Below are 11,828 nucleotides of genomic sequence, written 5' to 3'. Positions count from 1 at the left end.
TTAAATGCACATTTAAGCTGCAAGCTCGGCCAAACGTTGATTGAACCGGGTAAGCGCAGCGAGCCAAAGCTGTAAATCCTCGGCACCGAGACGATCCGCAAGGGTCGTCTCGAACGCCTCGGCCAGCGCCTGATTGCCCAATTGGTAATGTTCGGGCCGGAGCCCCAGCGCGCGATGTTCGCCTGCAAGCTGCTGCGCCACGGTCTCCAATGAGCTGGAATTCTCCGCAACAAGCGCCACCTGGGTCAAGAACCGGACGAAAAGCTCCTTTCGCCGACCATAGTTGCGGGGGAAGAACCGGCGCATTTCCGGAGCCCGCTGGAAAACCTTTTCAAAAAACTGATCCGCGATCAAAGCCTTCCGTTCAAACACCTGAGGCAGAGTTCTCCGCACCCTCTCGTTCATCTCTAATGCCATGCTGCCAAACCTCTCTCGTATTCAACCTTTGCAAGAAATGCCGTAACAAGAAGTAAACATGTCATAACGTATATAATGTATTGTCGCCTCATCTGTTCGGCGACCAAGCCCCAGTCTAAAAGTCAATCGCTCATGCCGATACAAAAAAGGCGCAGGTTGCTTTCCCTGCGCCTTCGTCACATTGTCCTATCCCGACCTTCCGCCCTCACCCCGCCTTGGGGGAGTGGGCGACTGATCAGAAAGACTATCAGTTGACGGCTTTCGCCTCGACCACTTCAGACGAGGCAAGCCGAGCGTCAGCGGGCTTGGCCGAAGTGATCTCGATCCGGCGCGGCTTCAGCGCCTCGGGCACTTCGCGCTTCAGGTCGATATGAAGCATTCCGTTCTCATGGGTCGCCCCGGTCACGCGCACATGATCGGCCAGCGTAAAGCGGCGTTCGAACGCGCGGGTGGCGATGCCTCGATGCAGATAGGTGCGGCCCTGATCTTCTTCGGCCTTCTTGGCCGAGACGATCAGCGCATGATCGCGCATTTCGACCGACAGATCGGCTTCGGAGAAACCGGCCACCGCGATCGAAATGCGATAGGCATCGGCGGCGGTCTTTTCGATGTTATAGGGGGGATAGCTGGACTGGCCGACATCATTGGCCATGATACGATCCATCAGATCAGCGATCTGGTCAAAACCAACGGTGGCCCGGTTCAGCGGGGCGAAATCAAAACTGCGCATGTCGTCATCCTCATGTTGCGAGCGATTCACGAAAGCACCCTCCAATATGGACGGGCGGTCGAATGTCCGAATCCCAAGTCAGGCGATCCGGCTCTGCAACGGATGTGGGAACCCAGCCCGAGGGTTTCAAGACTCTGAGAGGCCGGGACTTTCCGGGAAATTCACCCCCCGGGGCGGGTGAACTTCGCACTGGTTTCGCGGCGGGCGTCGCCCACCACCACATGGCTGACACCCGGCGGCGGCGCCGATCTGGCCAGGCCGCGCCCGGCCTCGATGATCGCTTTCAAAAGCTCCAGCGGCTCGCCCAATTCGGTGCCCAGCGCCACCCGGGTGCCCCGCACCTCTGCCTTGGCCGAGACCACCGACACGATGCGCGGCACGCCCCCCGCAAAGGAGAAGATCGGCGCCCCGGAAGAACCGAAGTCGACATCGCAGGACATCACCAGGATGCCGTCCTGCCGGGCAATGATGCCGCAGACCTCCTGCAGGGTCGGCGCCTCGGCCCGGTCGCGAGCATAGGAGACGACGCCGACCTCGGCCTCGGCCCCGGGATGGTCCGCAGTCTGGAACGGCATCACCGTGGTGTTGCGAATGGGTTGTTCAAGCTGCAGCAGCGCCAGATCGTTGCGCACCCGTTTCGAGGTGACCGAGCCGTCATAGACATAATCTGGATGCACCACCGCGCGCCGCACCCCGCGATAGGCCGAGGCGCGGCCATTGAGCCAGCCGGCGCGGAATTCGATGGTTTCGGGGCGAATGCGCTGCTTGGTCTTGCGGTCGAACAGGCAATGCGCCGCGGTCAGCACCAGATCGGTGTCGATCAGCGTCCCGGTGCAAAAGCCCTTGCCGTCGATGTCGAGCCGCCCGACCGCCTGCCAGGCACGACCCGCCTCAAGACTGTCAAGCCGCTGCGGCCGCGCATCACCGGCGATGCCCGCCAGCGGCATCAGCGCCAAGACCACTCCGATCACCCAAGCTCGCACGTTACCCTCCGTCGTCACCTTCCCCCCAAGGGCTAGGGGGGCGGTGGGGCGAAAATAGGGCACCCGTCGGGCAATTCCCCGCGCAGATCTGGCGCAGATGAGGCAGCCCGTCCTCATTCTATCCCGGGACCCGTTTCAGTGCCGGCGGCACCGGCCCACCCGTCGCCCAGTCCAGCAGTTCCACTGTATGCACGACCGGCACCCCGGTGCCAGAGCCGATCTGCATCATGCAACCGATATTCCCCGCCGCGATCACATCCGGTGACTTCGCCTCCAGCGTGCGAACCTTGCGCGCCTTCAGCTCGGCCGAGATCTCCGGCTGCATCAGATTATAGGTGCCGGCAGAGCCACAGCACAGATGGCTGTCTGCCGGCTCCACCACCCGAAACCCGGCCCGTTTCAACAGGGTCTTGGGCTCTGTCCGAATCCTCTGCCCATGCTGCAGCGAACAGGCGGCGTGATAGGCCACCGTCAAATCGCGCGGCGCCCCTTCGGGCAGATCGAGCTGCGCCAACAGCTCGGTGATATCCATCGCCCGGGCCGAGATCTGCGCCGCCGCCTCGGCCAGCGGGTCGTCGCGGAACATATGGCCGTAATCCTTCACCGTGGTGCCGCAGCCCGAGGTATTGATGACGATGGCGTCCAGCCCCTCGCCCGCGATCTCGGCGCTCCAGGCACGGATATTCCTGGCCGCCGCCGCATGGCTTTCGCCCTCCCGCCCCATGTGATGGGTCAACGCGCCGCAACAGCCCGCCCCTTTGGCGACCACCACCTCGCAGCCCAGCCGACGCAACAGGCGAATGGTGGCGTCGTTGATGTCGGTATTCAGCGCCCGCTGCGCGCAGCCGGTCATCAACGCCACCCGCATCCGCCGCGCGCCCTCGGGGGCGAAAACCTGCGGCGCATCATTGGGGCTGACCGGCGGAATCGTCTCCGGCGCCATGTCCAGCATCGCCCGCAACCGCGCATCCGGCAGCAGCGCCCGGACCGGCCGCCCCAGCTTCGCCGCCCGCAAGGCCAGCCTGAACCGCGCCGGATAGGGCAGGATCCGCGCCAGCATCCAGCGCAGCGCCCGATCGGCCAGGGGGCGTTGGTAATTCCGTTCGATATAGGCGCGGGCATGATCGACCAGATGCATGTAATGCACCCCCGAGGGGCAGGTGGTCATGCAGGACAGGCACGACAGGCAGCGGTCCACATGCTGCACCGTCTTGGCATCGGGCACCCGCTCGTTCTCCAGCATGTCCTTGATCAGATAGATGCGGCCACGCGGGCTGTCCAGCTCGTCCCCCAGCACCTGATAGGTCGGACAGGTCGCGGTGCAGAAGCCGCAATGCACGCAGGCGCGCAATATCTCATTCGCCCGCGCGGTGCCCGGATCCTGCAACTGCTCTTCGGTGAATGTCGTCTGCATCAGCCCATCAGCCCCGGATTGAGGATCCCCTTCGGATCGAACTTCGCCCTGAGCCCGGCGGCCAAGGCCACCAACGGCGCCGGTTGCGGTTGAAACCGCCCCAGCCGTTCAAACGTCGCCGCATCCGCCCGCACCAGCGTCGCATGGCCGTCATAGCGCCCCGCCCGCGCCCGCAGATCCATGCCCGGCGCGACAAGCGCCCAGATCAACCCACCGCCCCAGTCATAGAGCAGCGCCTCAGCCCCGATCCGCGCCGCCACCTCCGGCGCCTCGGACGGCTTGCAGGAGAGCCGCCAGACATCCCCGGCCGCGCCATGAAACGCCTCGACATCGCGGATCGCACGCCACACCGCGACCGAGGCCTCGGCCTCCAGCCGCGCGCTCTCGCCCACCGCCGCCAATTGCGCCTCCAACCGCCCCAGTCGATAGGCGACCGCGTCCGCGAAGCCCTCGACCCGCACCAGCACAGCCCCCGCTGCGGGATCATAGGCCGCGCCGGTCACGTCAAAGGGCGAGCCCAGCGCCTGGGACATCAGCCGCACCGCCGCGCCGGCATCCGGCACGGCAACCCGCAGGCTCGCCTCGGTCTCGGGCCGGGGCAACACCTTCAGCGCCACCTCGCTCAACACCCCCAGGGTGCCATGGGCGCCGGCCATCAGCTTGACCAGATCGTAACCGGTGACATTCTTCATCACCCGACCGCCGTTCTTGACCACCCTGCCGGCGCCATCGACGAACCGCACCCCCAGCAGGAAATCCCGCGCCGCCCCGACCTGAATCCGCCGCGGCCCCGAGATATTGGCGGCAAAAAGCGCTCCCAGAGTCGGCTCCCCCGCCGTCCCCATCAGCCCGCGATGATCCATCGGCTCGAAAGCCAGCCGCTGACCTTCCGCCGCCAGCGCCGCCTCGACCTCGGCCAGCGGCGTGCCGGCCCCCGCCACCAGGGTCAGCGCGCCGGGCTCGTAAAGCGTGATGCCGGACAGGCCGGCAAGGCTCAACGCCTCGCCGGCAACCGCGATCCCCCGGGTGCCGCCGCCACGCACCGCCAAGGGCCCCGTCGCGCCCCGGATCGCCTCCGCCAGCTCCCCCTCAGTCTCCGGTCTCATCCTCATCCCACCCTGTCTGCCTTTTTCTAGCTGGAAATATCCCGGGGGAGTCGCGCCTCGCGCGGCGGGGGCAGCGCCCCCTCATTCCGCCGCCAGCCGCCCGAGCCGCCGGCTCGCCGTCACCTGCAACGGAAACACCTTGGCGGGGTTCAGCAGCCAGAGCGGATCGAACACGTCCTTCACATCGAGCTGCGCCTCGAGATCGCCGCGACTATACTGATGCAGCATCAGATCGCGCTTCTCGACCCCCACGCCATGCTCGCCGGTCAGACAGCCGCCCGCCTCGACGCACAGCTTCAGGATCGCCGCGCCGAAGGCCTCGCATTGCTCCAGTTGTCCCGGCGTGTTGGCATCGAACAGGATCAACGGATGCATGTTGCCATCGCCGGCATGGAACACATTCGCCACCTCCAGCCCGTAGACCTCGGACAGCTCGCCGATCCGGCGCAGCACCATCGGCAGCGCCGATACCGGGATGGTGCCGTCGAGACACATGTAGTCGTTGATCTGCCCCATGGCACCAAAGGCCGACTTGCGGCCAAGCCAGATCCGACCGGCCTCCTCCGCATCGCGCGCCTCGCGGAACTCGACCGGATCATGCCGCCGGGCGATCGCTTCGATCAGGCCGAGCTGATGGGCGATCTCCGCCTCCGACCCCTCCACCTCGACGATCAGCAGCGCCTCGCAATCGGGGTATCCGGCATGGGCAAAGGCCTCGCAGGCGCGGATGCAGGGGCGGTCCATGAACTCGATCGCCACCGGCAACACACCTGCCTTGATGATATCCGACACGCAGGCGCCGGCGACCTCGGAACTGTCGAAGCCCATCAGAACCGGCCGCGCGCCCTCGGGCTTGTGCAGGATGCGCAGGGTCGCCTCGGTCACCACACCAAGCTGGCCCTCCGATCCGCAGATCACCCCAAGCAGATCAAGCCCTCCGGCATCCAGATGCGCCCCGCCGATCTCCACCACGGAGCCATCCATCAACACCATGGTGACGCCCATCAGGTTGTTCGTCGTCACCCCGTACTTCAGGCAATGCGCCCCGCCAGAATTCATCGCGACATTGCCGGCGATGGCACAGGCGAGCTGGCTGGAGGGATCGGGGGCATAGAAGAACCCCTCCTCCTCCACCGCGCCGGTCACGCTCAGGTTGGTGCGACCGGTCTGCACCCGGATGAAGCGGTTGTCATAATCCGTCTCCAGCACGGCCGTCATCCGCGCCACCCCCAGAACCACCGAATCCGCCGTCGGCAGCGCGCCGCCGGCCAGCGAGGTGCCCGAGCCGCGCGGCACCACCGGCACAGCTTCCTCGTGACAGATGCGCAACACCGCCGCGACCTCCTCGGTCGAGGTGGGCAGCACCACCAGCAGCGGCGCGCATCTATAGGCGGTCAGCGCGTCGCATTCATAGGCCCGGGTCTGGGACGGATCCTGGATCAGCGCCGCCTCCGGCAGCACCTGCGACAGGCGCGCGACCAGCCGCGCCTTGCGGCCCAGGATCGCGGGATCGGGCTGTGGCATCTCCATGGATCGGCTCCTCCCAATTTGGTAAATCCATATGACCAATTCTTGCTGATGACAAGGCACCGGCTTTGCCCATAGGGTCTGCATCATGACCTGGATCGCCCCGCTCGCCCTGTTCTCCGCGCTGGATTATGCCGCCCTCGGCCTGTTGCTGCTTGCCTGGATCGGCATCGGCTGGCGAATCGAAAACCCGTCGCCGACGCGGCCCTCGGTGGCCGAGCTGATGGCGGATTTCCGGCGCGAATGGATGCAGCAACTGGTAACGCGGCAACCGCGAATCTTCGATTCCAACCTGATCGGCAACCTGCGGCAAAGCACCGCCTTCTTCGCCTCGGCCACGATGATCGCCTTGGGCGGCGGCATGGCGCTGATCCGCAATCCCGAGCCGGTCGAAGGGCTGGCGACCGACCTGACGATCTCCGCCGCACCGCATGTGGTCTGGGAAATCAAGCTGCTACTGGCACTTCTGTTCCTGACCGCCGCCTTCCTGAAATTCGTCTGGGCCAACCGGCTGTTCGGCTATTGCTCGGTGGTGATGGGCGCGGTGCCCAATGACGCGCAGGATCCGATGGCCTATCCGCGCGCCGATCAGGCCGCCGAACTCTGCATCAGCGCCGCGCGCAGCTTCAACCGCGGCCTTCGCACCACCTATTTCGCCCTCGCCGCCGCCACCTGGCTGATGGGCCCCGAGGCGCTGATCTTCGCGACGCTGCTGACGCTGATCATGATCTACCGGCGCGAATTCGGCTCCGCCTCGCGCGGGGTGCTGCTGCGCATGCCGCCGGATCTCGCGAACCGTCCCTGAGCTTTCTTCTCTGCGAAAATACTCCCGCCGGAGGCACGCGGGCGAAGCCCGCGTCTCGGAGCTTGCGATCAGGCCCGGTGATAGGGCGAGCCCGACAGGATGGTGGCGGCGCGATAGAGCTGTTCGGCCAGCATCACTCGCACCAGCATATGCGGCCAGACCATCTTGCCGAAGGACAGGCTGAAATCCGCCTCGGCCCGCAGCGCCGGATCAATACCGTCGGCGCCGCCGATGATCAGGGCCAGATCGCCACGCCCCTGATCGCGCCAGCCGGCAAGCCTTTCGGCAAAGCCCGGCGAATCGATCAGCTTGCCGCGTTCGTCCAACGTACAGATCACCGTGCCCGTCGGCAGCACCTTGCGCAACAGCTGCGCCTCGGCCGCCATGCCGGCATTCTTGCGATCCTCGACCTCCACCACTTCGGCCGGGCCAAGGCCCAGCGCCCGCCCGGTCCGGTCGAAGCGCATCAGATAGTCATCAATCAGCGATTTCTCTGGCCCGGCGCGCAAACGACCGACGGCGCAAATCCGGATGCGCATGCTAAGTCCAATCCGTGGCCCGCTGTTGTGCGGGCCAACCCCGTGTCAGCCCTTGGCGGAGGCCTGCGGCATCCACATCTTCTCGAGCTGGTAGAATTCTCGCACTTCCGGGCGGAACAGATGCACGATGATGTCGCCGGTGTCGATCAGCACCCAGTCGCCGATCTCCTTGCCCTCGGTCTTGGCGATGATGCCGAAGTTTTGCTTCAGCCGCTCCACCAGATGCTCGGCCATGGCCGCAACCTGACGGGTCGACCGCCCGGAGGCGATCACCATGTAATCGCCGATCGACGACCGGCCGCGCAGATCGACCTGCACAACCTCTTCTGCCTTGTCATCGTCGAGCGAGGAAAGGATATCTGCCAGCAAGTTCTGGCTGGTCAGCAGGGGACGGGCCGTCATAACTCCGGCCCGGTCATCAGCGGAAACAGCCGCTTCAGCATTGGGTGACAGGACAGTGTCCTCCTTTTGATGCGCCGGCAGCCCCCCGGCGCGGGGTAGGTCTAAGGTAGCAAGCCAGAGGCCCGATTTCAATGAAACCACGCCCGGCTGCGGCAATCGACGATTTCACGGCACTTCCGGCCCGGCCCTGGGGGGCTCGGGATCGTTCAGCAACCGCACTTCCCGCTGCGGGAAGGGGATCGAAATCCCCTCTACCTTGAAAGCATCCCAAAGCGCCAGAAAGACATTGCCGCGGATATTGGTCAGCCCGTCAGAGGGGTCGGTGATCCAGAACCGCAGCACATAATCCACACTGCAGTCGCCGAACCCCACGATATGGCACACCGGCGGCGTCGGATGGGTCAGCACCCGGGCGACGCTCTTGGCCGCCTCGACCGCCACGTGCCGCACCTTGTGCGGGTCATCGCCATAGGAGGTTCCGAACTTCAGGTCGAGCCGGACGAACTTGTTGGTATGCGACCAGTTCACCACCTGGCCGGTGATCAGATCCTCGTTGGGGATCAGATATTCCCTGCCGTCACGGGTCACCACGCTGACATAGCGCGCCCCCAGCGAATCGATCCAGCCGAAGGTATCGCCCAGCGAGATCACATCCCCCGGCTTGATCGACTGGTCGAGCAGGATGATGATCCCAGACACCAGGTTCGACACCACCTTCTGCAGGCCGAAGCCGATACCGACCCCGACAGCGCCGGACAAAAGCGCCAGCCCGCTCAGATCGAAGCCCAGCGCACGGATGCCGATCAGCGCCGCCAGCCCATAGAGCACCACCTGCACCGCCTTGATCATCAGCACCCGCATCGAGGGCGAGATATCGTCGTTGCCGGTCAGGCTGCGGCTGGCCGCCTGGGTGCCGAGCCGCGCCGCCACCAGCAGCGCCGAGACCAGCAACAGCGCCTTGATCGCGGTCAGCACACTCAGCCGCAGCGTGCCCACCTGCACCGCCAGAGAGCTCAGGAACCGCTCCACATCATCCACAAGCTCCAGCGCGTAGAGCGTGGCGTAAATCCAGAGCGTCCAGGTCAGGATCCGCCGCAGCGTCCGGTTCTGCACCAGCCGCGACAGCATCGCGATCACCAACCAGGCGGTCACCAGCGTCGCGACGATGCCGATCAGATAGCTGCGCGACGGCCAGGTGAGCTGCCGCATCGCCCCATAGGTGATCCAGATGCCGAAGGTGAAATAGATCAGCGCCAACCGCCGCCTTAGCTGCACCATCATCCGCAGCCGCCATTTCGGCCAACCATCGCGCGCCCGGGTCCAGTCCTGCACCCAGGAGGCGGTCAGCAGTCGCAGCAGCCAGGACAGCGCCATCAGCCCCAGGATGATCAGGATCTGGTTCTGCCGCCAGCCTGGCGTCACGACCATATGGACCAGCCCCTCGAGTCTGACCCACAGGCCCGAGATCATCGAGCCCACCTCAGGCGGCAGGATTTCCTTGTCCATCGCGGCCCTCCTCCCCGGCAGGGTGGACCGGGCGGCGCGCGCTTGGCAAGCCTCCCGTTGCCCGGCCCCGAACGGTTTCCCTCCTTGATTGCGGACCCGCGCGGGAGTATCTCATCGGGCATGACACCGGAAACCGCCCCCTATTTCGATCTTCAGGACCGCGCGCGTCTGCGCGAACGGTTCTTTGGGGCTGCCCGCACCGTTCTGGCCCGCCTATAAGCGGCCGCCAGCCCGCGCACGCCAATCCAGTAGCAAGACAGCAAGAACGGGAGAGGACAGATGTCCCCCAAAACACTCTATGACAAGATCTGGGATGCCCACCTCGTGCATGAGGACGAGGACGGCACCAGCCTGCTCTATATCGACCGCCATCTGGTGCACGAGGTGACCAGCCCGCAGGCCTTCGAGGGGCTGCGCATGGCACACCGCAAGGTGCATGCGCCGGACAAGACCATCGCGGTTCCGGACCACAACGTGCCCACCACGCTCGACCGCGAAAAGGGGATCGAGAACGAGGAAAGCCGCATCCAGGTCGAGGCGCTCGACAAGAACGCCAAGGACTTCGGCATCAACTATTATCCGGTGAACGATATCCGTCAGGGCATCGTCCATATCGTCGGCCCGGAACAGGGCTGGACCCTGCCGGGCATGACCGTGGTCTGCGGTGACAGCCACACCGCCACCCATGGCGCCTTTGGCGCGCTGGCCCACGGCATCGGCACCTCCGAGGTCGAACACGTGCTGGCGACGCAGACGCTGATCCAGCAGAAGTCCAAGAACATGAAGGTGGAGATCACCGGGACACTGCACCCGGGCGTCACCGCCAAGGACATCACCCTGACGGTGATCGGCAAGACCGGCACCGCCGGCGGCACCGGTTATGTCATCGAATATTGCGGCGAGGCGATCCGCAATCTGTCGATGGAAGGCCGGATGACCGTCTGCAACATGGCGATCGAGGGCGGCGCCCGCGCCGGTCTGATCGCGCCGGACGAAACCACCTTCGAATATATCAAGGGCCGTCCGCATGCGCCGAAGGGCGCGCAATGGGAAGCCGCGCTGAACTGGTGGAAGACGCTCTATTCCGATGACGACGCGCATTGGGACAAGGTGATCACCATCGACGCATCGGAAATCGTCCCGGTCGTCACCTGGGGCACCTCGCCCGAGGATGTGCTGCCGATCACCGCGACCGTGCCGGCGCCCGAGGACTTCACCGGCGGCAAGGTCGATGCGGCCCGCCGCTCGCTGGAATACATGGGGCTGGAACCCGGCCAGAAGCTGACCGACATCAAGATCGACACGGTCTTCATCGGCTCCTGCACCAACGGCCGGATCGAGGATCTGCGCGCCGTGGCCGAGATCGTGAAGGGCAAGAAGGTCAAGGACGGCATCCGCGCCATGATCGTTCCGGGCTCGGGCCTGGTTCGGGCCCAGGCCGAGGAAGAAGGCCTGGCTGATATCTTCCTCGAAGCCGGCTTCGAATGGCGGCTCGCCGGCTGCTCGATGTGCCTGGCGATGAACCCCGACCAGCTGTCGCCCGGCGAACGCTGCGCGGCCACCTCGAACCGCAACTTCGAAGGCCGTCAGGGCCGCGGCGGGCGCACCCACCTGCTGAGCCCGGCGATGGCCGCCGCCGCTGCGGTGACCGGCCACCTGACGGATGTTCGCGAGCTGATGTGACCCCCGGAAGGCCCTGCCCCGGGCAGGGCCGTCCGACCCCGCGGCGCGGGTTAACCGCGCTTTACAGGGTTGGGGAATAATGTCAGCCTCCAACACAACCTGAACAGGAGTTTTCGATATGAGCGATTGGGTGAAATGGCTGCTGCTGGGCCTGCTGTCTCTGGCCTTTGGTGTCTTCGCACTGGCGAACACGCTGGCGGCCTCGCTGGCGGTGACGACGATCACCGGGGCGCTGTTCCTGATCATCGGCGTCATCCAGACCATCGCGGGCCTTTCTGGCAGCTCGATCGGCAACCGCATCGTCGCGGTGCTGATAGGGCTTCTGATGGCCTTCCTGGGCTTCTCCTTCCTGTCGAACCCGCTGGAAGGGGCGATTTCGCTGGCGATGCTGGTGCTGATCCTGCTGGCCGCCGGCGGCATCCTGCGGCTCAGTTTCGCCTGGATGATGCGGCAGACCGCCTATTTCTGGCCGATGCTGCTGTCCGGCGCGCTCACCATCCTGCTCGCCGCCTATATCGCGGTGAACTTCTCTCTCGTCTCGGTCCAGCTTCTGGGCATCCTTCTGGGCATCGAGCTTCTGTTCAACGGCGCCGGTCTGGTCGCGCTGGCGCTGTTCATCCGCAGTGCCGGCCGCCGTCTCTGACCGCGCCAGACGGACCATCGGGGCGCCCCAGCGCGCGCGCCCCGTCCCTTTCATCCCTGGCCCGCCCGCGGGC

The 11,828-nt window shown here is 65.4% G+C and carries 12 protein-coding genes; 3 read left to right on the top strand and 9 right to left on the bottom strand.

Annotated features, from left to right (window positions below; all coding sequences use genetic code 11):
• Positions 1–12: 12 nt before the first annotated feature.
• From ACN0V4_RS00620 to ACN0V4_RS00595, 6 genes are all read right to left on the bottom strand, one after another.
• Positions 13–417: a globin domain-containing protein gene (locus ACN0V4_RS00620; protein ID WP_417672571.1), complete on the bottom strand. Its 405-nt coding sequence runs from the start codon at positions 415–417 to the stop codon at positions 13–15.
• Positions 418–664: 247 nt separating this feature from the next.
• On the bottom strand, positions 665–1,147 hold the full coding sequence (locus ACN0V4_RS00615) for an Hsp20 family protein (RefSeq protein WP_417672570.1): 483 nt from the start codon (positions 1,145–1,147) through the stop codon (positions 665–667).
• Between the two features lie 161 nt (positions 1,148–1,308).
• Positions 1,309–2,130, bottom strand: a complete 822-nt coding sequence (locus ACN0V4_RS00610) for a trypsin-like serine peptidase (RefSeq protein WP_417672569.1) — start codon at positions 2,128–2,130, stop codon at positions 1,309–1,311.
• Positions 2,131–2,248: 118 nt separating this feature from the next.
• Positions 2,249–3,544, bottom strand: coding sequence for a glycolate oxidase subunit GlcF (gene glcF, locus ACN0V4_RS00605; protein WP_417672568.1), 1,296 nt, complete (start codon positions 3,542–3,544; stop codon positions 2,249–2,251).
• Positions 3,544–4,650 carry an FAD-binding protein gene (locus tag ACN0V4_RS00600; RefSeq protein WP_417672567.1) on the bottom strand — a complete coding sequence of 369 codons (1,107 nt, stop codon included), beginning with the start codon at positions 4,648–4,650 and terminating at the stop codon, positions 3,544–3,546. Before ACN0V4_RS00600 ends, glcF begins: the two co-directional genes overlap by 1 nt.
• A gap of 81 nt (positions 4,651–4,731) precedes the next feature.
• Complete coding sequence (locus ACN0V4_RS00595) at positions 4,732–6,180, bottom strand: FAD-linked oxidase C-terminal domain-containing protein (RefSeq protein WP_417672566.1); 1,449 nt, start codon at positions 6,178–6,180, stop codon at positions 4,732–4,734.
• A gap of 85 nt (positions 6,181–6,265) precedes the next feature.
• Between ACN0V4_RS00595 and ACN0V4_RS00590 the strand changes: the two genes are divergently transcribed.
• Positions 6,266–6,982, top strand: coding sequence for a DUF599 domain-containing protein (locus ACN0V4_RS00590; RefSeq protein ID WP_417672565.1), 717 nt, complete (start codon positions 6,266–6,268; stop codon positions 6,980–6,982).
• Positions 6,983–7,050: 68 nt separating this feature from the next.
• Here the strand turns inward: ACN0V4_RS00590 and rlmH are convergent, their stop codons facing one another.
• The 3 genes from rlmH to ACN0V4_RS00575 all read right to left on the bottom strand — a co-directional run bounded on the left by rlmH (position 7,051) and on the right by ACN0V4_RS00575 (position 9,429).
• A complete protein-coding gene (gene rlmH, locus ACN0V4_RS00585; protein WP_417672564.1) occupies positions 7,051–7,521 on the bottom strand; it encodes a 23S rRNA (pseudouridine(1915)-N(3))-methyltransferase RlmH in 471 nt (156 codons plus the stop codon).
• Between the two features lie 45 nt (positions 7,522–7,566).
• Positions 7,567–7,923 (bottom strand): ribosome silencing factor, encoded by a 357-nt coding sequence (gene rsfS, locus ACN0V4_RS00580; RefSeq protein ID WP_417672563.1) that lies wholly within the window; start codon positions 7,921–7,923, stop codon positions 7,567–7,569.
• 165 nt (positions 7,924–8,088) lie between these two features.
• Complete coding sequence (locus tag ACN0V4_RS00575; protein WP_417672562.1) at positions 8,089–9,429, bottom strand: mechanosensitive ion channel family protein; 1,341 nt, start codon at positions 9,427–9,429, stop codon at positions 8,089–8,091.
• Positions 9,430–9,708: 279 nt separating this feature from the next.
• Here ACN0V4_RS00575 and leuC point away from each other — a divergent pair, with 279 nt between their 5' ends.
• Positions 9,709–11,112, top strand: a complete 1,404-nt coding sequence (leuC, locus tag ACN0V4_RS00570) for a 3-isopropylmalate dehydratase large subunit (RefSeq protein WP_417672561.1) — start codon at positions 9,709–9,711, stop codon at positions 11,110–11,112.
• Between the two features lie 118 nt (positions 11,113–11,230).
• The gene (locus tag ACN0V4_RS00565) at positions 11,231–11,755 is read left to right on the top strand and encodes an HdeD family acid-resistance protein (protein WP_417672560.1); all 525 of its coding nucleotides are present in this window, start codon (positions 11,231–11,233) and stop codon (positions 11,753–11,755) included.
• The last annotated feature ends 73 nt before the right edge of the window (positions 11,756–11,828 follow it).

This window comes from Pseudodonghicola sp., assembly GCF_048268305.1.
GTDB lineage: Bacteria > Pseudomonadota > Alphaproteobacteria > Rhodobacterales > Rhodobacteraceae > Pseudodonghicola.
This window is presented reverse-complemented; position numbering and strand designations above follow the sequence as displayed.